At 57.3% G+C, this 20,790-nt stretch carries 21 protein-coding genes and 3 tRNA genes; 12 read left to right on the top strand and 12 right to left on the bottom strand.

Going from position 1 to position 20,790, the window contains the following annotated elements:
- Nucleotides 1-12 precede the first annotated feature (12 nt).
- From potA to UN63_RS02315, 4 genes are read left to right on the top strand one after another with little or no spacing between them, the layout of a single operon-like run.
- A complete protein-coding gene (gene potA, locus UN63_RS02300; protein WP_104485169.1) occupies nt 13-1,179 on the top strand; it encodes a spermidine/putrescine ABC transporter ATP-binding protein PotA in 1,167 nt (388 codons plus the stop codon).
- A gap of 4 nt (nt 1,180-1,183) precedes the next feature.
- Nucleotides 1,184-2,086 carry a spermidine/putrescine ABC transporter permease PotB gene (gene potB, locus UN63_RS02305; protein WP_104485265.1) on the top strand — a complete coding sequence of 301 codons (903 nt, stop codon included), beginning with the start codon at nt 1,184-1,186 and terminating at the stop codon, nt 2,084-2,086.
- Entirely contained in the window at nt 2,079-2,846 is a 768-nt protein-coding gene (gene potC, locus UN63_RS02310; RefSeq protein ID WP_104485170.1) for a spermidine/putrescine ABC transporter permease PotC, read from the top strand. Before potB ends, potC begins: the two co-directional genes overlap by 8 nt.
- 1 nt (nt 2,847) lies before the next feature.
- Nucleotides 2,848-3,897, top strand: coding sequence for an extracellular solute-binding protein (locus UN63_RS02315; protein ID WP_104485171.1), 1,050 nt, complete (start codon nt 2,848-2,850; stop codon nt 3,895-3,897).
- A gap of 133 nt (nt 3,898-4,030) precedes the next feature.
- On the opposite strand, the gene cobB is transcribed toward UN63_RS02315, so the two are convergent.
- The 8 genes from cobB to thrS form a co-directional block, all read right to left on the bottom strand.
- Nucleotides 4,031-4,747: a Sir2 family NAD+-dependent deacetylase gene (gene cobB / locus UN63_RS02320; protein WP_104485172.1), complete on the bottom strand. Its 717-nt coding sequence runs from the start codon at nt 4,745-4,747 to the stop codon at nt 4,031-4,033.
- A 168-nt stretch (nt 4,748-4,915) separates the two neighbouring features.
- The gene (locus UN63_RS02325; protein ID WP_104485173.1) at nt 4,916-5,221 is read right to left on the bottom strand and encodes an integration host factor subunit alpha; all 306 of its coding nucleotides are present in this window, start codon (nt 5,219-5,221) and stop codon (nt 4,916-4,918) included.
- 1 nt (nt 5,222) lies between these two features.
- Nucleotides 5,223-7,610 carry a phenylalanine--tRNA ligase subunit beta gene (gene pheT, locus UN63_RS02330; protein WP_104485174.1) on the bottom strand — a complete coding sequence of 796 codons (2,388 nt, stop codon included), beginning with the start codon at nt 7,608-7,610 and terminating at the stop codon, nt 5,223-5,225.
- Nucleotides 7,611-7,625: 15 nt separating this feature from the next.
- The gene (gene pheS / locus UN63_RS02335; RefSeq protein ID WP_104485175.1) at nt 7,626-8,609 is read right to left on the bottom strand and encodes a phenylalanine--tRNA ligase subunit alpha; all 984 of its coding nucleotides are present in this window, start codon (nt 8,607-8,609) and stop codon (nt 7,626-7,628) included.
- A gap of 154 nt (nt 8,610-8,763) precedes the next feature.
- Nucleotides 8,764-9,120 (bottom strand): 50S ribosomal protein L20, encoded by a 357-nt coding sequence (gene rplT, locus UN63_RS02340; protein WP_104485176.1) that lies wholly within the window; start codon nt 9,118-9,120, stop codon nt 8,764-8,766.
- Between the two features lie 14 nt (nt 9,121-9,134).
- Nucleotides 9,135-9,329, bottom strand: coding sequence for a 50S ribosomal protein L35 (gene rpmI, locus UN63_RS02345; RefSeq protein WP_104485177.1), 195 nt, complete (start codon nt 9,327-9,329; stop codon nt 9,135-9,137).
- Between the two features lie 75 nt (nt 9,330-9,404).
- Entirely contained in the window at nt 9,405-9,947 is a 543-nt protein-coding gene (gene infC, locus UN63_RS02350) for a translation initiation factor IF-3 (RefSeq protein ID WP_104485178.1), read from the bottom strand.
- Nucleotides 9,944-11,878 carry a threonine--tRNA ligase gene (gene thrS, locus UN63_RS02355; RefSeq protein ID WP_104485179.1) on the bottom strand — a complete coding sequence of 645 codons (1,935 nt, stop codon included), beginning with the start codon at nt 11,876-11,878 and terminating at the stop codon, nt 9,944-9,946. The genes infC and thrS overlap by 4 nt, the downstream gene beginning before the upstream one ends.
- A 296-nt stretch (nt 11,879-12,174) precedes the next feature.
- On the opposite strand from thrS, the gene UN63_RS02360 reads away from it, so the two are divergent.
- From UN63_RS02360 to UN63_RS02370, 3 genes are read left to right on the top strand one after another with little or no spacing between them, the layout of a single operon-like run.
- Nucleotides 12,175-13,122 (top strand): fructosamine kinase family protein, encoded by a 948-nt coding sequence (locus UN63_RS02360; RefSeq protein WP_229793450.1) that lies wholly within the window; start codon nt 12,175-12,177, stop codon nt 13,120-13,122.
- 8 nt (nt 13,123-13,130) lie between these two features.
- On the top strand, nt 13,131-13,877 hold the full coding sequence (locus UN63_RS02365) for a pteridine reductase (RefSeq protein WP_104485180.1): 747 nt from the start codon (nt 13,131-13,133) through the stop codon (nt 13,875-13,877).
- A 26-nt stretch (nt 13,878-13,903) separates the two neighbouring features.
- Complete coding sequence (locus UN63_RS02370; RefSeq protein WP_104485181.1) at nt 13,904-14,107, top strand: CPXCG motif-containing cysteine-rich protein; 204 nt, start codon at nt 13,904-13,906, stop codon at nt 14,105-14,107.
- Nucleotides 14,108-14,147: 40 nt separating this feature from the next.
- On the opposite strand, the gene UN63_RS02375 is transcribed toward UN63_RS02370, so the two are convergent.
- Nucleotides 14,148-14,753 (bottom strand): riboflavin synthase subunit alpha, encoded by a 606-nt coding sequence (locus tag UN63_RS02375; protein ID WP_104485182.1) that lies wholly within the window; start codon nt 14,751-14,753, stop codon nt 14,148-14,150.
- A 162-nt stretch (nt 14,754-14,915) separates the two neighbouring features.
- On the opposite strand from UN63_RS02375, the gene UN63_RS02380 reads away from it, so the two are divergent.
- From UN63_RS02380 to UN63_RS02400, 5 genes are all read left to right on the top strand, one after another.
- Nucleotides 14,916-16,304: an MATE family efflux transporter gene (locus UN63_RS02380; RefSeq protein ID WP_104485183.1), complete on the top strand. Its 1,389-nt coding sequence runs from the start codon at nt 14,916-14,918 to the stop codon at nt 16,302-16,304.
- Entirely contained in the window at nt 16,291-17,283 is a 993-nt protein-coding gene (locus tag UN63_RS02385) for a DUF3080 family protein (protein ID WP_229793451.1), read from the top strand. Before UN63_RS02380 ends, UN63_RS02385 begins: the two co-directional genes overlap by 14 nt.
- A gap of 91 nt (nt 17,284-17,374) precedes the next feature.
- Nucleotides 17,375-17,451: transfer RNA gene (locus UN63_RS02390), tRNA-Val, on the top strand.
- 60 nt (nt 17,452-17,511) lie between these two features.
- A tRNA-Val gene (locus UN63_RS02395) sits at nt 17,512-17,588 on the top strand.
- Between the two features lie 60 nt (nt 17,589-17,648).
- Nucleotides 17,649-17,725: transfer RNA gene (locus UN63_RS02400), tRNA-Val, on the top strand.
- 219 nt (nt 17,726-17,944) lie between these two features.
- Here UN63_RS02400 and UN63_RS02405 read toward each other — a convergent pair.
- The 3 genes from UN63_RS02405 to UN63_RS02415 are packed head-to-tail and all read right to left on the bottom strand — an operon-like array spanning nt 17,945 to nt 20,774.
- Entirely contained in the window at nt 17,945-19,363 is a 1,419-nt protein-coding gene (locus UN63_RS02405; RefSeq protein ID WP_104485184.1) for an FAD/NAD(P)-dependent oxidoreductase, read from the bottom strand.
- A complete protein-coding gene (locus UN63_RS02410; protein ID WP_104485185.1) occupies nt 19,350-19,667 on the bottom strand; it encodes a (2Fe-2S)-binding protein in 318 nt (105 codons plus the stop codon). The genes UN63_RS02405 and UN63_RS02410 overlap by 14 nt, the downstream gene beginning before the upstream one ends.
- A 3-nt stretch (nt 19,668-19,670) precedes the next feature.
- Entirely contained in the window at nt 19,671-20,774 is a 1,104-nt protein-coding gene (locus UN63_RS02415) for an NAD(P)/FAD-dependent oxidoreductase (RefSeq protein ID WP_104485186.1), read from the bottom strand.
- Nucleotides 20,775-20,790: the final 16 nt, after the last annotated feature.

Raw genomic sequence — 20,790 nt, forward strand, 5'->3', positions numbered from 1 at the left:
GTATAAGGGTACATGGCGGAACACACTATTCCCCTGGTCTCTCTGACTGGTGTCAGTAAAACGTTCGACGGCAAAGCTATCATAGACAACCTGGATTTATCCATTTATGACGGCGAATTCCTCACTATTCTTGGTCCCTCCGGTTGCGGTAAAACCACGGTGCTGCGCCTGCTGGCCGGTCTGGAACAGGCAGACGGTGGCCGTATTACCCTCGCCGACGAAGACATTACCCGGGTAGCGGCCGAACACCGGCACGTGAACACCGTTTTTCAGAGTTATGCCCTCTTCCCCCACATGACGCTGTTCGACAACGTAGCCTTTGGTTTGCGCATGCAAAAGCTGCCGATGGCGGAGATCCGCCCGCGGGTGCTGGAGGCACTGAAGATGGTGCAGCTGGAGCAGATGGCAAACCGCTATCCGCATCAGCTCTCCGGTGGCCAGCAACAACGGGTGGCTATCGCCCGGGCCGTGGTCAACCGCCCCAGAGTGCTGCTGCTCGACGAGTCGCTCAGTGCCCTCGACTACAAATTGCGCAAACAGATGCAGAGTGAGCTCAAGCAGCTGCAGCGCCGACTCGGCATTACCTTCGTGTTTGTGACCCACGATCAGGAAGAAGCCCTGTCCATGTCCGACAGGATTGTGGTGATGCACGCCGGTAAGATAGTGCAGGACGGCACCCCGCGGGAGATCTACGAGTCGCCCGCCAATCTGTTTGTGGCCCGCTTTATCGGCGAGATCAACATCATGGACGGCGAGCTGCTGGCGCGGGCCGAGCCGGCCGGCGCCTGGCATGCCCGGGTAGAAGGTCGGGAATGCGTGGTACACAGCAAGCACTCGTTCAGCGCCGGTGACAAGGTGTGCGTACTGCTGCGTCCGGAAGACGTGCGCATGAAGGTGAGTCGTTCCGAAGGCAACGAGCCGCAAGACACCACGACCCCGCAGACTCTCGATTCGCAAACTTTTGATCGACAAACAATGGGCGTGCCGGGGCGTATTGTCGAGCGGCTGTACAAGGGCGCCACTCTGGAGTCACGGGTGGCGTTGCAGTCGGGACAGCTGATCCTGATCTCCGAGTTCTTCAACGAAGACGATCCGGACTTCGATTATCGTCTGGGTCAGCAGGTAGACATCAGCTGGGCCGACAGCTGGGAAGTGGTGTTGCCCTATGAACAGCACTGATGGCATGCATACCGAGGGTTTAAGAGAGAAGGGCTCTCGAGCCAGGCGGATCCGGGCTAATGGTTTCAGAAATGTGGCGGTCACGCTTATTGTCGGCTGGTTGCTGTTGTTCGTGTTTCTGCCCAACCTGATGATCATTGTCACCAGCTTCATGACCCGGGATCACGCCAGTCTGATAAGCCTGGTGTTCAGCCTGGACAGCTATGGCCGCCTGTTGGATCCCTTGTATGTGAAGGTGCTGGGGCACTCGCTGCTGATGGCCGGTATCGCCACCCTCTTGTGTCTGCTGCTTGGCTATCCGTTCGCCTTTATCATCGCCAGGCTGCCGGCCCGCATCCGGCCCCTGATGCTGTTTTTGGTGATAGTGCCGTTCTGGACCAACTCGCTGATCCGTACCTATGCGCTCAAGGTGGTGCTGGGAACCAAGGGGCTGCTCAATACGGTATTGCTGAGTGTGGGGCTGATTGAACAGCCGTTGCGCATCATGTTTACCGAGGTGGCGGTGATTATCGGTCTGGTGTACATACTGCTGCCCTTCATGGTGCTGCCCCTGTATTCCGCCATCGACAAGCTCGACGGCCGGCTGCTGGAAGCGGCGCAGGATCTGGGGGCCGGTGCATTGGCGCGTTTTTTTCGGATCATACTGCCGCTGACCCTGCCGGGTATCGTGGCCGGTTGCCTGCTGGTCTTTCTGCCGGCGCTGGGCATGTTTTATATTTCGGACTTGCTTGGCGGGGCCAAGAATCTGCTGATTGGCAACATCATCAAGACCCAGTTTCTCAACATCCGGGACTGGCCTTTCGGTGCAGCCACCAGCGTGACTCTGACGGTGTTGATGGCGGGGATGATGTTTCTGTATTACCGGGCGGCGAAGATGCTGAACAAGAAGGTGTCGATCGATGATTAACTGGCTCAAGGGCAGCGTCTTGCTGCTGGTGTTCGCCTATCTGTATATTCCGATAGGGGTATTGATCGTCAACTCCTTCAATCGTTCCCGTTACGGCATCCGCTGGGACGGATTCACCCTCGACTGGTACGTGCGGCTGGCCAACAACGCCAGCCTGATGGAGGCCGCCCGTCATTCGGTAACTGTCGCCCTGGTGTCGGCCAGTGCGGCGGCCCTGATCGGCACCCTGGCGGCGGTGGCTCTGTATCGCTACCGCTTTCGCGGCAAGGGTTTCGTCGGCGGCATGCTGTTTGTGGTGATGATGTCGCCGGACATCGTGATGGCCATCTCTTTGCTGGCGCTGTTTGTGGTGCTGGGAGTTTCACTCGGCTTCTGGTCGCTGTTGTTCGCTCACATCACTTTTTGCCTGCCCTTCGTGGTGATCACCGTCTATTCACGGCTCAAGGGCTTTGATGTGCGCATGCTGGAAGCGGCCCGAGATCTGGGTGCCGGCGAGGCGGTGATATTTCGCAAGATAATCCTGCCGCTGGCCGGGCCCGCCATTGCCGCCGGCTGGCTGCTGAGTTTTACCCTGTCGCTGGACGATGTGATCGTCAGCTCTTTTGTCACCGGTCCGAGTTACGAAATTCTGCCGTTGAAAATCTACTCGATGGTCAAGGTGGGTGTTTCCCCCGAGGTGAATGCCCTGGCCACCATCATGCTGGCGGTGTCGCTGGCGCTGGTGGTGATATCCCAACTGCTGTTAAGGAATAAACGCTGATATGAAATTCTGGTTCCGTCCTCTGGCCCTGGTAGTGGCCGCGAGTCTGCCGATGCTGGCGCAGGCGCAGGATCGTCTGTCTGTCTATGCCTGGGCCGAGTATCTGCCCGAAGATGTACTGCAGGCCTTTACCGAGGAAACAGGCGTCAAGGTGGATTACGCTAGCTTCGACTCCAACGAGGCGCTGTATGCCAAGCTCAAGCTGTTGCAAACCAGTAAGGCACGCGAAAGTTACGATCTGATTTTTCCGTCCAGCTACATGCTGAGCAAGATGGCGCGTGAAGGCATGCTGCAGCCGCTCGACAAGAGCAAGTTGCCCCACTTTGACCAGCTTGACGACAGCATGCTGAACAAGGACTTTGATCCGGGTAACCGCTACAGCATGCCCTACTCGTTTGGCAGCACCGGCATTGCGGTGAACCGGGACGATCTGGCTGATGCCGAGATCCATTCCTGGCAGGATTTGTGGGACAGCCAATGGCAAGGCCAGCTGATGCTGACCGACGATATTCGCGAAAGTTTTCAGATGGCGCTGCTGACCCTGGGCTATTCCGCCAACAGTCGTGAGCCGGCTGAAATCGAGGCCGCCTACGAAAAGCTGCTGCCGCTGCAGGACAACGTGCTGCTGTATAATTCCGACAACCCGCGCATGCCCTATGTGACCGGTGAAGTTTCGCTGGGGCTGCTGTGGAGCGATCAGGCCTACAAGACCCAGCAGGACGGCATCGCCCTGGAATATGTGTATCCGGAAGAAGGTGCCATCTTCTGGGTAGACAGCGCCGCCATTCCCGCCAACGCCAAATCGGTGGATGCCGCCCACCAGTTTCTGGACTTTCTGATGCGGCCCGATATCGCCGCGCAGATCATTCAGGAGCTGGGTCTGGCGGTACCGAACAAGGGGGCCAAGCCGCTGCTGTTGGCCGAGGTGGCTGCAAATCCGGTGTTGTTCCCCCCTCCTGAGGTGATCGGCAAGGGTCACTTCCAGGACGATCTGGGCGATGAAACCCTGGCCATCTACGAAGACTACTGGGTCAAACTGCGCTCCCGGTAACCATATAAAGCCCGCTGACAGCGGGCTTTTTCATATTGCCGGTTTGTTGTGAGTCATTCCCGCCAAGGCGGAAATCAAGTGCTCTGTGCCATGGATCTCCGCCTTCGCGGAGGTGACCCATCAGGAACAGCGGTTATTTGCGGCTGCTGAGCAGCTCGTCCACATAATCGACCACTTTCATGGTGGCGGGCCCGTAACGGTGCTCGCTAAAATGGTTGTTGACCTGGCTGGGCTCCAGATTGATCTCTATGGTGTGGGCGTTATGCATCGTTGCTTCATGCACCAAGCCGGCGGCGGGATAGACGTTACCGGAGGTGCCGATGGCGATAAACAGACTGGCCTCGCTCAGGGCCTGATAGATGTGATCCAGCTGCAGCGGCATTTCCCCAAACCACACCACATGGGGCCGTAGCGGCTCGGGAAACTGACAGCAATGGCACAGATCCGTGGTGTTTAGAGGACCTGTCCAGTCGACGGTCTGATTGGAGTGCGGGCAACGGGCCTTGAGCAGTTCACCGTGCATGTGCAGCACATTCTTGCTACCCGCGCGTTCGTGCAGGTCGTCGATATTCTGGGTGACCAGGGTGACCTGCCCCGGCCATTCGGCTTCCAGCCGGGCCAGTGCCTGGTGGGCGGTATTCGGCTCGACGGTCTGCAACAGCTCTCTGCGAGCATTGTAAAAACGCTGCACCAGCTCCGGATCACGCCGATAGCCTTCGGGGGTGGCGACGTCTTCGATGTGATGCTCTTCCCACAGGCCGTCACTGGCCCTGAAGGTTCTGATACCCGACTCGGCCGAAATGCCGGCCCCGGTGAGAATAACGATATTGCCTTTGCGCACGGTCCGCATACCTTTGCTGAATTTATCCTGAGTCTAGGCTAACAGCATCCCTCCCCCGCAGACAATGCGCCCTTAGTCTTAATCTGTGATGGGTGAGGTGTGAAGCGTGAATGGTGAGGAAATAAACAAAGCCTTAATCAGATATAAAAAAGCCAGGCTCTGGGCCTGGCTTTGGTCTTATTCTGAATCGTCGAGCTGTGGTACGTTTTCTACCCTGGCCTTGAGTTTCTGGCCGGGCCGAAAGGTCACTACCCGCCGGGCCGAGATGGGAATGTCTTCCCCGGTTTTGGGATTACGCCCGGGGCGTTCGCCCTTGTTGCGCAACTCGAAATTACCGAAACCGGAAATCTTGACCTGTTCACCCAGCTCCAGTGAGGAACGAATTTCTTCGAAAAACGCCTCCACCATGTCTTTGGCATCACGCTTGGTCATGCCCAGTTCGGTGAACAGATGCTCTGCTATGTCGGCCTTGGTTAACGCCATATCAATCCCTCAAGGAAGCACTAAACTCGTCAGAAAGTGCCGAGACAATACGCGCCACGGTGTCGGCAATTTCTTTTTCTTCCAAAGTCCTGTGGGTATCCTGCAACACCAAGCTGAGCGCCAGGCTCTTCTTGTCGTCGGCAATACCCTGTCCTTGGTATACATCGAACAAGTTTAATCCAACCAATTGATCTCCGCCAACTTTCCTAGCTAAATCAAGGATATCGCCGGCGGATACCGACTGATCGACCACCAGTGCCAAATCTCGGCGGTTGGCGGGGAAGCGAGACACTTCGGCCGCTTCCGGCACGCGGCGTCCGGTCAGGGCCGCCAGCTCGATTTCAAATACATAAGCCTGAGACTTGAGTCCCAGCTTGCGCAGCAGACTCGGATGCACGGCACCGAGCAGACCGACCTGCCGGCCTTGTTGCAACAAGGCGGCCGACTGACCCGGATGCAGGGCACCGATGTCGGTCCGGGCAAAGGAGAAGCTCAACTCGTTGGCACTCAGGGCCAGCAGGCTTTCGACATCGCCCTTGATATCGAAGAAGTCCACGCCCTTGTCGGCCATGTCCCAGTGCTCATCCACCACAGGACCCAGCAAGAGACCGGCCAGAACCGGAGTCTGACACACGCCGTTTTCAGAGGCTTCATCCGGTACAAAGGTCAGACCCTGTTCAAACAGACGCAGCCGAGATTGCTGGCGGTTCTGGTTGTAGACTGCGGCCTGGATCAGACCCGGCCACAGCGACACCCGCATCACGGACATGTCGGCGGCGATGGGGTTGGGCAGCACCATGGTGTCGACGCCCGGGAACAACCGCTGCTGCTGAGCGGGATCCACGAAACTGTAGGTAATGGCTTCCTGATAACCCAGATCCACCAGCGCATCTTTCAGCCGGCTCAGGGGCAGTTTTGCTTCCTGATGGCGAGACATGGTCAGACCGGCCACCGGGGCTACATCGGGAATATTATTGTAGCCGTAGATACGGGCCACTTCTTCCACCAGATCTTCTTCGATGCCGATGTCGAAACGATAGCTGGGCACCACGACCTGCCAGCCGTCTGCGGTGCTGGTTACATCCAGGCCCAGTCGAGCCAGCATGTCGGTCACCTGAGCGGCCTCGATGTCGATACCAATCAGACGATTCAGTTTGGCGTGACGCAAGGTCACTGTACTTGCCTGGGGCAGTTCGGACTCGGCGATCGCTTCCACCACGGGGCCGGCTTCGCCGCCACAGATGTCCAGTAACAGTGCGGTCGCCCGCTCCATCACCTTGTGCTGCAACTGGTAGTCGACGCCGCGCTCGAAACGGTGGGAAGAGTCGGTGTGCAGGCCGTAGCTACGCGCGCGGCCGGTAATGGCCAGTGGGCTGAAGAAGGCGCATTCCAGCAATACGTCGCGGGTGGTGTCGGTCACGCCGGTGGCTTCACCACCGAAGATGCCGGCCATGGCAACGGCTTGCTTCTCGTCGGCAATTACCAGGGTGTCGGCGTTCAGGCTGACTTCATTGCCGTCGAGCAGGGTCAGTTTTTCGTCCTGCTCCGCCATGCGCACGCTGAGGTTACCGCTCAGGGTTGCCAGGTCGAAGGCATGCATCGGCTGGCCCCATTCCAGCAGCACGAAGTTGGTGATGTCTACCACCGGATCTATGCTGCGGATGCCGCTGCGGCGCAGTTTTTCCTGCATCCATAATGGTGTGGTGGCGTTGACGTCGATATTTCTGACTACCCGACCCAGGTAGCGCGGGCAAGCCGCCGGAGCTTTCAGTTCGATGTTGACCTTGTCGTCTATGCTGGCGGGGACCGCCGGGATCTCGGGCCAGTTCACATCCTGCTGATTCAGTACACCCACTTCCCGGGCCAGACCGGCCATACTCAGGCAGTCGGCGCGGTTGGGGGTCAGGTCCACTTCGATGATGACATCGTTCAGGGCCAGGTAGTCACGCACCGGGGTACCGACGGGGGCGTCGGCCGGCAGCTCCATGATGCCGCTGGAGTCCAGCTCGATGCCCAGTTCGCCGTAGGAGCACAGCATGCCGTGGGACGGCTGGCCGCGCAGCTTGGCTTTCTTGATCTTGAAATCGCCTGGCAGCACGGCGCCGACCACGGCCACCGCTACTTTCAGGCCCTGGCGGCAATTGGGCGCGCCACAGACGATGTCGAGTAGCTCGTCGCCACCGACATTGATTTTGGTGACGCGCAGCTTGTCGGCATCCGGGTGCTGGCCACATTCGACCACTTCACCCACTATCACCTGGCTGAAATCGCCGGCGACCGGCTCTATGCCATCCACTTCCAGACCGGCCATGGTGATTTGCTCGGCAAGAGCCTCGGCGTTAAGGCCGGTGTTGACCCATTCATCCAGCCATGATTTTGAAAATTTCATTATTGCTCCTGCCGCTTACCGGAATTGCTTGAGAAAACGCAGATCATTTTCGAAGAAGGCGCGCAAGTCGTTCACGCCATAACGCAGCATGGTAAGACGTTCAACACCCATACCGAAGGCAAAACCGCTGTAACGCTCGGGATCGATACCGACCGAACGTAGCACATTGGGATGCACCATGCCGCAGCCCAGCACTTCCAGCCACTTGCCGTTCTTGCCCATGACGTCCACTTCGGCACTGGGCTCGGTGAAGGGGAAATAGGAGGGACGGAAACGGATTTGCAAATCTTCTTCGAAAAAGTTGTTCAGAAAATCGTGCAGCACCCCTTTCAGCTGGGTAAAGCTGACGTTTTCGTCGACCAGCAGACCTTCCACCTGATGGAACATCGGGGTGTGGGTCTGATCGTAGTCGTTACGATAGACACGGCCCGGTGAAATGATGCGGATCGGCGGCTGTTGTTGTTCCATGGTGCGGATTTGCACGCCGGAGGTCTGGGTGCGCAGCATCAGCTTGGGGTTAAAGTAGAAGGTGTCGTGATCGGCTCGGGCCGGATGATGAGCCGGAATGTTCAGGGCATCGAAATTATGGAAATCGTCTTCGATTTCCGGACCTTCGGCCACCTGAAAGCCCAGCTCGCCGAAAAACGACTCGATGCGCTTGATAGTGCGGCTGACCGGATGCAGACCACCGGCAGACTGACGGCGGCCCGGCAGGGTAATGTCCAGGGTCTCACTGGCCAGTTTCTGGTTCAGCTCTGCCAGCTGCAGCGTTTCGCGCTTGCTGTTGATGGCATCGCTGACCGCCTGTTTGGCCTTGTTGATTATCTGGCCGGCGGCGGGGCGCTCTTCGGCAGACAGCTTGCCCAGGGCCTTCGACTGTTCGGTAAAGAAGCCTTTTTTGCCCAGATAATGTACCCGGATGTCATCCAGTTCGGCGGCGTTGGCGGCAGCCTGGATCTCCGCCTGTGCTTTGACGATCACGTCTTCCAGCTGATCCATGTATTCCTCGTTACTTGCCCGCTTGATGCAGACACTGAATAATTTGAAGGTCTTGATAATAAAGGATATGTCTCTTCCCTGCCACCACTGAGCCCGGCAAGGAGCAACAAAAAAGGAGGCCGGAGCCTCCTTTTTTATTTATCGTCTAAGCGACTTAAACCAGGGCTTCTTTTGCTTTGGCAACCAAAGCGGAGAAGGTGGTCTTGTCGTGTACGGCGATGTCAGCCAGGATCTTGCGATCGATTTCAACAGAGGCTTTTTTCAGGCCATTGATGAAGCGGCTGTATGACAGACCGTTCTGACGGCTTGCAGCGTTGATACGCGCAATCCACAGCTGACGGAACTGACGTTTTTTCTGACGGCGGTCACGATAAGCATATTGACCGGCCTTGGTAACTGCCTGTACCGCTACGCGATAAACGCGTGAACGGGCACCGTAATAACCTTTGGCCTGCTTTAGTACTTTCTTGTGACGAGCGCGAGCAGTCACACCACGTTTAACTCTTGGCATTATTCACTATCCTCTTAAGCAGTCGGCAACATGGATTTGATCTGGGCAACGTCAGACGGAGCTACCAGACACTTACCGCGCAGCTGACGCTTACGCTTGGTGCTTTTCTTGGTGAGGATGTGACGCAAGTGGGACTGCTTACGCTTAAAGCCACTCGCTGTTTTTTTAAAGCGCTTTGCAGCGCCTTTGTTTGACTTCATCTTCGGCATAACAACTCCGCATTGTTAATAACAACAAACAGACAAGGCGAGCCGGATAACCATTACCCGGCTACTTGCAAAACCTTACTGTTTTTTCTTCGGGGCAAGCACCATGACAGCCTGACGCCCTTCCAGCTTGGGAAAGGCCTCGACCACGGCCAATTCGTCCAGATCCGCTTTGATACGGTTGAGCAAATCGAAACCTAGCTCTTGGTGCGCCATTTCACGACCGCGAAAACGCAGCGTGACCTTGGCTTTGTTGCCCTCTTCTAAAAAGCGAACCAGGTTGCGTAGTTTTACCTGGTAGTCGCCATCATCTGTACCGGGTCGGAATTTGATTTCCTTGACCTGGATTTGTTTATGCTTTTTCTTCTGTTCCTTGGTCGCCTTGCTCTTCTCGTAGATGAACTTGCCGTAGTCCATGAGACGGCAGACGGGCGGCTCGGCATTAGGACTGATTTCCACCAGGTCTACACCTGCGCCGGCAGCAGCTTCGAGAGCCTCGGCAATAGAGACGACACCAATCGGTTCGCCTTCCAGGCCGACCAATCTAACTTCTGGCAGTCGGATTTCTTCATTCAGTCGATTGCGTGGAGCTGGTTTGCTCCCTCTTTTAGCGCCTTTTATAACCTATCCTCCACTGTTTTCTTACCGCGAGTAAGGATCTCCTGCTGTATCAGCGAGGTCAGCTCTTCTACGTTGAAGACGCCAAGATCCTGTCCTTTCCGGGTACGAACCGCTACTTTGCCGGCTTCGACTTCTTTGTCGCCGCAAACCAGCATGAAAGGTACCCGCTTCAGAGTATGCTCGCGGATTTTAAAGCCTATCTTCTCATTTCTCAAGTCCGCTTTGGCCCGAATGCCAACATTATTCAGGCTGTTAGCCAGATTGAGAGCGTAATCGGCTTGATTATCGGTAATGTTGAGCACGACTACCTGATTCGGGGCCAGCCAGGTCGGGAAAAGACCGGCGTACTCTTCAATCAGGATACCGATAAAGCGCTCGATTGACCCTAGGATAGCACGGTGAATCATTACCGGCACGTGACGTTCGTTGTCTTCGCCCACATAGCTGGCACCCAGGCGCCCCGGAAGAGCGAAATCGAGCTGAACGGTGCCGCATTGCCAGGCCCGATTCAGACAGTCGTACAGGGTAAATTCGATTTTAGGGCCATAGAAGGCACCCTCACCCGGCTGAAGATCATATTCGATGTCGGCGGCCTTGAGCGCCTGCTCCAGAGCCAGCTCGGCCTGATCCCAGGCTTCGTCGCTGCCGATACGCTGCTCGGGACGGGTCGAGAGCTTGACCGCGATGTTGCTGAAGCCAAAGGTTTCGTAGGTGTCATACACCATCTGGATACAGGCAGACACTTCTTGCTGGATCTGATCTTCGGTACAGAAGATATGAGCGTCGTCCTGGGTAAAGCCCCGAACCCGCATCAGGCCGTGCAGGGCACCGCTCGGCTCGTTACGATGGCAGCAACCGAATTCCGCCATGCGCAGCGGCAGATCCCGGTAGGACTTCAGGCCCTGGTTGAAGATCTGCACGTGGCCCGGACAGTTCATCGGCTTGATGGCGTAGTCCCGGTTTTCTGAATGGGTGGTAAACATGTTTTCGGCATATTTATCCCAATGGCCGGACTTTTCCCACAGCACCCGATCCATCATGAAGGGGCCCTTCACTTCCTCGTACTGGTATTCGCGCAGCTTGTCGCGCACGAATTGCTCCAGCTCACGGAAGATGGTCCAGCCGTCATTGTGCCAGAACACCATGCCCGGTGCTTCTTCCTGCATATGATAGAGGTCGAGCTGCTTGCCGATTTTACGGTGATCCCGCTTGGCGGCTTCTTCCAGCTGCAGCAGGTAACCCTTGAGCGCCTTCTTGTCGGCCCAGGCGGTACCGTAGATGCGCTGCAGCATCTTGTTCTTGGCATCCCCACGCCAGTAGGCGCCGGAGACTTTCTGCAGCTTGAAGTGCTGGCAGAAGCGCATGTTGGGCACGTGCGGGCCACGGCACATGTCGACGTATTCGTCGTGATGATAGAGGCCGGGTCTGTCGTCCTGGCTGACGTTCTGATCCAGAATTTCTATCTTGTAAGGTTCATGCCGTTTGGCAAAGGTATCCCGTGCTTCCTGCCAGCTGACCTTTTTCTTGATGACCGCATATTCGGTTTTGGCCAGTTCCAGCATCCGGGTTTCCAGCTTGCTGATGTCTTCTTCGGTCAGCACGTGGTCGAGATCGATGTCGTAATAGAAACCGTTGTCGATCACCGGCCCTATCGCCATCTTGGTCTGGGGCCATAACTGCTTGATGGCATGACCCAGCAGGTGGGCACAGGAGTGGCGGAGAATTTCCAGACCGTCCTGATCCTTGGCAGTGATAATCGCCAGTTTGGCGTCTGCATTTATCAGCTCACAGGCGTCAACCAGTTGACCATCGATGCGGCCGGCGATACAGGCCTTGGCCAGACCGGGGCCGATATCCTGTGCCACGTCCAGCACGGAAACAGCTTGTTCGAAATGGCGTTGGCTACCATCGGGAAGAGTAATTGTCGGCATGAAATGTCCTTAACAGTGGTGCACCCTACCAAAGCGCACATGTAGTGTATGAAAATGAATCTATATAATGAAAGCTTCATGGCTGCGTCAACCATCTGGCGTACCTTGCCAGTCTGGCGCGCCTTGGGGTGCTTATGCTGCCCGGCGGCACAGGTTGAGAGCCACGGACTTTACCAGAATTGCGCTTTTTCTGCCACGACTGCACCACTTTTATGGTGCCCTGCCCCGTGTAATGACAGTGACTTACCATCGGCATGGTGTCGACGGCGGCGTCAGGCTTTTACCTGGTGCAGGCCTTGGCCTGGATTTTTATCTCGATGGGCTTTGGCTGTGACGTCCTGGCCTATACTGTGGGCAAACCCAGCCCCAGCGGAGGCATTATGTGGCAGGTGATCGCTCACCAGATCTCGGAAGCAACCGGCAGCGATTTTCTCATTAAAGAGAAAAAATCACTGCCCGGTGGCGATATCCATCAGGCCTTCTGGATTTCGGACGGCCGACGCAGCTATTTCGTCAAGCTGAATGACAAGGAACGGGTGGATATGTTTCGCGGTGAATGGACCAGTCTGGATCACCTGCGGCGTAGCCAGACGGTGACCATTCCCAGGCCAATCTGTAGCGGCACCACCGCTTCCATCAGCTTCCTGGTGCTGGAATACCTGTCTTTTAGTGATGCGGATGAAGAGGACTGGTATATGCTCGGTCGCCAGCTGGCTCATCTGCATCAGAGCCAGCATCAGCCGATGTATGGCTGGGATGAAGACAACTTTCTCGGCTTGTCGGTACAACCCAATAGCTGGCATAAGAAATGGGCCACCTTTTTTTCCGAACAGCGGATCGGTTGGCAGCTGAAGTTGCTGGAAGAAAAAGATATCCGTCTGGGGGATATTGAAGAAATCATCGGGGGCATCAAGTTGCACCTGATCCATCACCAGCCTCGCGCCTCCCTGTTGCACGGCGACCTTTGGCGGGGCAATGTTGCCTTTTACGAACACATGGGCGTAGTGTTTGATCCTGCGAGCTATTTTGGTGACCGAGAGACTGATATCGCCATGACCGAGCTGTTTGGCCAGTTCCCTCAGGTCTTTTATCAAGGTTACAATAGAGTCTGGCCGCTGGAAGAGGGTTACAGGGAACGGCGAGAGATTTACAACCTCTACCATTTACTTAATCATGTTAACCATTTCGGCGAGCCTTATCTCGCTCAGGCCAAAGACAGCCTGTATCGTATTATTGCCAGTTAGGAGATGTTATGCCGCAACCCGTGGTGTTGATTACCGGTGCCGCCAAACGCATAGGTGCCGAAATGAGCCGCCATTTGCATCAGCAGGGATATCGACTGGTGCTGCATTATCATCGCAGTGAAGACGTGGCCACGGCCCTGATGCAGGAACTGAACGCCATACGACCAGACAGCGTTCGTCTGCTATGCCAGGATCTGACCCGACTCGATGAATTGAGCGGCATGGCCGACAAGGCCCTGGGTTACTTCGGCCGCCTCGATGGTCTGATCAACAATGCCTCCAGCTTTTATCCTACCCCTTTCGGTGAGGGTACGCCGGCGCAGTGGCACGATCTGGCCGCCACCAATGCCGCTGCTCCTTATTTCCTGATCCAGGCGTTGGCACCGGCATTAAGAGACAGCCAGGGATCCATCATCAATATGGTGGATATTCATGCAGAGAAAGGACTGAAACATCACCTGCTGTACACCATGGCTAAAAATGCCCTGGCCACCCTTACCCGTGGACTGGCAGAAGAGCTGGCTCCGGCGATTCGGGTCAACGGCATCGCGCCCGGTGCCATCATCTGGCCGGCCCATGCCTTGACCGAGCAGCAGAAACAGCAGGTGCTGGGGTCTATTCCAATGGCCCGCCTGGGTCAGCCCCGGGAAATCGCGGAGACGGCCGCCTTTCTGCTGGCAGGTCCCCGTTACCTGACCGGGCAGATTATTGCCCTTGATGGCGGGAGATCCAGCCGTGGGCTACCCGAAGCCTGAGTTGAAACCAATATAAGGAAAGCCCGATGCGAGACTATTTTGAGCAAAATATCCTGTGCCCTCACTGTGGTCATCATACTCGCATCGTGGTTGATGCTTCCGAAGGTGATCAGGACTATTACGAAGACTGCATGGCCTGCTGCAATGCCATGCATATAGTGGTTAAACGTAATGAACTAAGCGACTCGGTTGAACTGAGCGTGGATGCGGATGATGAGCAGTTTTTCTGACCGGTTGTGTTAAACGAACACAGTGTATGTTGGCATAATATTATTGTGTCGCCATCACCCGCTCTACCGTATCGACAATTGCCTGGGTTTGCGGGTCTATCTCGATGTTGACCGGATAACCTGGCTCAATATGGCCCAGGTTGGTGCGCGACAGGGTTTCCGGGATCAGATGCACCGCAAAGCGGTCTTCCCGTATTTCTCCCAGCGTCAGGCTGATACCGTCGATGCCGATATAACCCTTGGTAAAGACATATTTGGCAAGGCCGGCCGGCAGCGCAAACCAGAGTGTGGTATTGGTTTGAGTCACCCGCCGTTCCAGCAGTTCGCTCTGGGCCATGATATGGCCGGACATGGCATGGCCCCCGATCTCGTCGCCAAAACGCGCCGCTCGTTCCAGGTTGACGCTGTCGCCCACCGTTAACCGACCCAGGTTGGTTACCCGCAGGGTTTCCTGCATCAAGTCAAAACTGACCCGGTCGCCCTCAATGGCAGTAACCGTCAGACAGCAGCCGTTGTGAGCCACCGAAGCGCCGAGCTCCAGCCCCGGCAGCATGGCCTGAGGCAGTTGCACCAGGTGAGTGCGAAAGTCGTGTTTATCGATGATGTCGAGCAGTGTGCCCTGCCCTTGTACTATTCCGGTGAACATGAGTCTTTTCCATCTAAAATTTCAGTTGAAGATAGTGGGAATATGCCTTCATCAAGGCTATATTCCCACATATTGACGATACCCCATGTATTTTCCACTCTTTATCGGTTGCCGAACCCTGTTTTCGACAACCTTGTCCCTGTTACTGCAAGCGAGAACAAGATGGCCTTGAAGCCTTATATTGCCGAACTTCCCCGTTTGTTACGGCTGTGCGGCCCCATCATGGTGGCGCAAGTCGCGCAAACCACCATGAGCTTTGTCGATACCGTCATGGCCGGTCAGGTCAGTGCCACCGATCTGGCGGCGGTGGCGGTAGCCACCAGTTTCTGGCTGCCGCTGATCCTGTTGGTGCAGGGCGTCATCATGGCGTTAACGCCCATCATATCGCAATTAAATGGCGCTCGTCGCCATGGCGACGTCGCCGCCGCCGTGCATCAGGGGTTCTGGCTGACCATTCTGGTTACCCTGCCTGTCATGCTGGCACTGTATTACTCGCCGCAGGCCCTGCACTGGATGGACGTGGAGCCATTGCTGGCCGAAAAAACCACAGGTTACCTGCACGGTATTCTGTGGGGCATGCCCGCCTATGCGCTCTATCAGGTATTACGTAACTTCAGCGAGGGGCTGTCTCATACCATGCCCACCATGGTCATCGGCTTTATCGGCCTGGCGGTCAACATTCCCGCCAATTATATCCTGATCCACGGCAAGCTGGGGATGCCGGCCCTGGGCGGCGTGGGCTGTGGTTATGCCTCGGCCCTGGTGTTCTGGGCCATGCTGGTGGCCATGGTCGTCTACACTCGCAGCTCTCCCCTGTTGCAATCCTTTACTATCTTTACCCGCTTGAGCGCCCCCGACTGGCCACAGATTGGTCGCCTCTTTCGCCTGGGCTTTCCCATTGCCATGGCCATCTTCTGCGAGGTGACGCTGTTCACCGTGGTGGCGCTATTGTTGTCCCCCCTCGGTTCGGAGGTGGTGGCCGGCCATCAGGTTGCCATCAACTTCTCCAGCATGATTTTCATGATCCCCCTGAGTCTGGGCATGGCCATGACCATCCGCGTGGGTCATAGTCTGGGTGAGAACAAAGCCGATCAGGCCAGAATCATCAGCATCGCCGGCATCGTATTCGGCGCTCTGCTGGCGGTACTGACCGCCCTGGCGACCATTCTGGGACGTCACTGGATCATCGCCCTCTATACCGACAATGCCGCCGTGCAGCAGCTGGCCGCCAGTCTGCTGCTGCTGGCGTCTTTTTATCAGATTTTCGACTCGGCTCAGGTTATTTCCGCCGCGGCGCTGCGCGGCTATAAAGATACCCAGGCCATCTTTTATATTACCTTCGTGGCCTACTGGCTGTGCGGCCTGCCGGCCGGCATGGTGTTGGGCCTGACCGACTGGCTGGTACCGGCCATGGGGCCACACGGCTTCTGGGTTGGTTTTCTGATAGGCTTGTCGGTAGCGGCACTGATGTTGATATGGCGGTTACGGATTATCTATGTACGGGTCGAACATCGTAATCGGGCTGGCTTGCCTCTGGTTGACGGCCTGTAGTCCCCCCAATGAACTCGAAGACCACTTTCAGACCTATCTGAAACGGGTTGCTCATGTGCTGGAGGTGGCGGAGCCCAGCTTGAGCCGGGCGTCAGCCCTGCCGCTGCTACCGCCCCAGCGAGCATTACAACAGCAGCAACCCAGAGTCAGCACCGGGCTGCTTGACGCCCTCAAGCTGGGCCGGTGCGGCTTGCTGGACCTCGTTGGTGAACACAACAGTCCGGTCGGCAAGAGCCAGACCGCCGCCGCTCAGCTGCTTTATCATCTGCAATTTCAACAGGGGCTACAACGCTGTCTGGCCAGCACCGATGATCCGGAATTAGCCGGCTGGCTGCATAACATTGCCGCCCAAAAGGCACCGCTGTTACCCGGTTATCACTGGAACATGATGGTGGCGGAGCCGGATATTCGTGCCGCCCTCACTCCTCGCCAGCGCACCCTGGCCTTCGCACAGCAAGATGGCTACCAGGAAACGGTCAATGCTTTCAGCCTGTTCGCACGGCTGCAGGTTCAGACTCAAGGGCAGGACAGCGTCAACCAGGCGACCCTGAAGGAGTTAAACCAGGCGCTGAGCGGCCTCTATCGCAATGAGTATCTCGGCCGGTTGTTTTATTCCCTGCACAGCGCCGCTCACTATCTCGACCAGAGTCTGGCTTTTCTGCAACAGCTGGAACAATTTGATTGCCACCGGAGTGGCAGGATTCGGGCCGAGCGACTGCGTAATGCCATGCAGCGCTATTATATCGAAGGCATTCAAGGTTATTTCGGCCAGATCGACCGACAGTTTGTACAGTTGGCGCCCTTGCTGCAAAGCACGCTGAACCCGCCGCTATCAAGGCAGGAGCAGATTGCCAGTTATCGTGACTATGTTGGCGAAGGACTGAACAGTGAAGTCTATCGTCGCTACCGCGCCCTGACCCTGGAGCACGCCCGGCGGTGGCAACACTTTCTGCAACGGTGTGATATTTCGCCGACTTGAACAATAGTTCTTCATCCGTTTGTTTCGGCAGAAAAAACGCTTGCCCCTCTTCGAGCCCTTGGCTAGTATACCGCTCGCTTCAAGGCAATAAGCGTCCTTAGCTCAGTTGGTTAGAGCACTACCTTGACATGGTAGGGGTCGGTGGTTCGAATCCACTAGGACGCACCACTTTTGCCTGACAAAAGTCTGCGAAAGCAACCTGAGACAACAGGTTAACATCAACATTCTGCGTCCTTAGCTCAGCTGGTTAGAGCACTACCTTGACATGGTAGGGGTCGGTGGTTCGAATCCACTAGGACGCACCACTTTTGACCGGCAAAAGTCTGCGAAAGCGGCCTGAGACAACAGGTTAACATCAACACCCTGCGTCCTTAGCTCAGCTGGTTAGAGCACTACCTTGACATGGTAGGGGTCGGTGGTTCGAATCCACTAGGACGCACCAAATTCCAAAAAAGCGCATTCACTTGAGTGCGCTTTTTTCGTTTATCCCTCCCCTGCCGACTATTTTCTGTCCACTCTAATCAAGATGATACGTTTTCTGCCTGACCTGGTGTGAATCCGGATTCGGAAACTCTGCGGGTTTGTAGTGAACAATGCATTTGTATGTTGGCATAATAAAGTTGACATATAAAAGACTCCCATCGGAAAACACAGTACTGCGTTACTCCCGCAACCCCGGCTCCGGAGGCTGAACCAGGCTGGCCAGCTCGTTCAGGGTGAGGGGCTTGATTGGGGCGCGCAAGCGATAATAGCCGCCCTGCTCTACTGTTTGCCCCTGCAATCGGGCCATCAGCTCCGAGACCACCAGCCCGCACTGACGGCCCTGGCAGGGCCCCATGCCGCAGCGGGTAAAGCTCTTTAGCTGGTTGGGCCCCATGCAGCCCTGATTAACGGCACGGCGGATCTCGCCCAGGCTCACCTCCTCGCAGCGACACACCAGCACCTCGTCCTGTTGGGGCAGGCGCAAGGCGTCGGATGGGCGATAGAGCAGATCGATAAAACGACGAAAGGCCATTTCCCGCTTCAGCTGGCGACGAAGCGCTCTGGCCCCTTCATCGCGCTCGGCCAGGGTTTGACGGCCCAGGGTATGAGCCAGCTGCTGTACCGCCAGCTGCTGTACCGCCAGCCGCCCTTTCAGCGCCGCCGCCACGGCGCCACCTATGCCCCCGCCATCGCCGATAATGCGGATGTGCGGCTGTGTACTTTGCCCCCAGTCATCCAGCACCGGTTGCCAGCACAGTTGCTGTTCACTCCACTCGTGTTCACAGCCACTGGCCATGGCCAGGTTTACACTGGGCACCACGCCCTGGTGCAGGAACAGCTGTTCGGTTTCAAGCTGCTGTTGTCGCCCGCCGGCCTGGTAGGTCACCCGGCTCAGCACGCCGTCTTCGGCGCTGGCGGCCAGCTCGGTGACCCCGCGCACAAAGGGGATGCCGGCGGCGCGAATGTCCCGCAGCAGTTTCAGTCCCTTCCACAAATAACCGACCCCGCGCAAGACGCCGTCGAGGGCGACAAGGGCCTGACGATAATTGGCGGCCGGCGTGGTATCCAGCACCGCCGCGACCTTGACCCCGGCCTGCAGATATTGCCACACCACCAGATAAAGCAAGGGCCCACAGCCGGCAAACACGGCGCCATCGGCCGCCAGCCCCGGGGTTTTCAGCAGTATTTGCGCCGATCCGGCGGTCATGACTCCGGGCAGGGTCCAGCCGGGGATGGGAAAGGGCCGCTCCTGGGCACCGTTGGCAATCATCACCTGACGTGCCTGCAGTGAAGCGGCCTTTCCTTCCCGGCTGTAATACACCCGGCCATCACGATCGAGCTGCCACACTTGGGTGTTCGGCAAATACCGACAGCCGCTGTCAATAAAGTCGTCGGCCAGGGTACGTCCCGCATAATAGTCGGGTCCCAGAATGCGGGGGTCGGCCATCGAGGGCTGGCCTATGTTGCGATAAATTTGCCCGCCAACCCGGGGTTGTTCGTCCAGCAGCACCGTTTTCAGACCCAGACGACCCGCCTCGATGGCCGCCGCCATGCCCGCAGGCCCGGCGCCGACAATGGCCAGATCAGTATCCATCATCGACCTCCTCTCCTGGAACCTGCTCTGGCGACAAGGACAAACGCACGCGCATCTCCGGCTGCACCTCGGTCAGGCACCCCTGTCGATTGGGGATGCCATCGATTTCCACCAGGCATTCGAAGCAGACCCCCATCATGCAATAAGGGCCCCGCGGACTGCCGGAAACCGGGCTGGCCCGATTGGCCTTGTACCCCAGCGCCAGCAAGGCGGCGGCGACCGTATAGCCGGCGGGAATCTGCCGGGGTTGATCGTCGACATACAGGGTCTGCAAGGGGCGCGGCTGCCCGCTGACATCCTTGAACATGGCTTAATCCTTGAATCGTTGGGGAGTGAAGGCTTCCAGTGACGGGCTTAAACGAGGGGCCATCAGCATCGGCGCCAGCGTCAGGGCATGCACCGCCGCCAGGGTGACGCCGCTGTGAGAGCTGAAGGCATGGACCCGCGGCCCCGGATCCCGGTTTTGCTCATACACCGGATAACCATCCGGACTCAACACCCTGAGCGCACCCCAGCCTCGCACTATGTGCCGGTGACGCAACGCGGGCAGCAACGAAATGGCACGCCGGGCCAGCCGCGCCATCACCTGCGGGGTATTGCCGTCATCCAGACCGACCTGCTCGGATGAATCGCCAATCTGGATGGATCCCTCCCCGGTCTGACGCAGATAGATGGACGGATAATTCAGTAACCTGGGCAAGCGTTCGGTGATCAGCAGCTGGCCCCGCTGGGGAATAAGGGGTTGCGACAAGTCGACCATGGGCGCCAGCCGGCGATTATCGAGCCCCGCCGCCAGCACCAGCTGCTCGGCCCGTATCGGCCCCTGCTCCGTATGCAGCATAAAGCCATCATGGGTAGTTTCTATGTTCAGTACATGATGACGGGGTCGGTAGTGGCCACCCTTGGCCAGAAAGCCCGCATGCAAAGCACGCAGAAGAAACAGCGGGTTAACGTGACCGTCGTTGGGCGAGTAGCAGGCTCCGGGAATATTGGCGCTGATATGAGGCTCCAGCCTGGCCAGCTGGGTGGGGCTCAGAAACTGATACTCGAAGTCGCCGCCACTGACTTCAGCCTGTTGCGCCAGCTCGAGCCGATAGGCCTCCAGCTCCGGCTCGTCCAGGCAGTAATGAATACCGCCGCGCTGGCGAAACTGCACATCTATGTCGGTCAGCTCGGCCAGTTCGGCGGCAAAGTCCGGCCACAGCCGACAGGAGTCCATGGTCCAGCGGGCATAGGCAGGAAACTCCGCCCCCTTGCCCTGCACCCACAGCAGCCCGAAGTTGCCCCGGGCCGCCCGCAGCCCCTGGTCTCCCTCATCCAGCATCAGCGTCTCTATGCCTTGGCGGGCCAGGCCATAACCCAGCGCCGCCCCTACCATGCCGCCACCGATAACGACTACCCGGCTATCCCTCATGCGTTTTCACCATGAA

The sequence above is a fragment of the Oceanisphaera arctica genome, assembly GCF_002936955.1.
Classification (GTDB): domain Bacteria; phylum Pseudomonadota; class Gammaproteobacteria; order Enterobacterales; family Aeromonadaceae; genus Oceanimonas; species Oceanimonas arctica.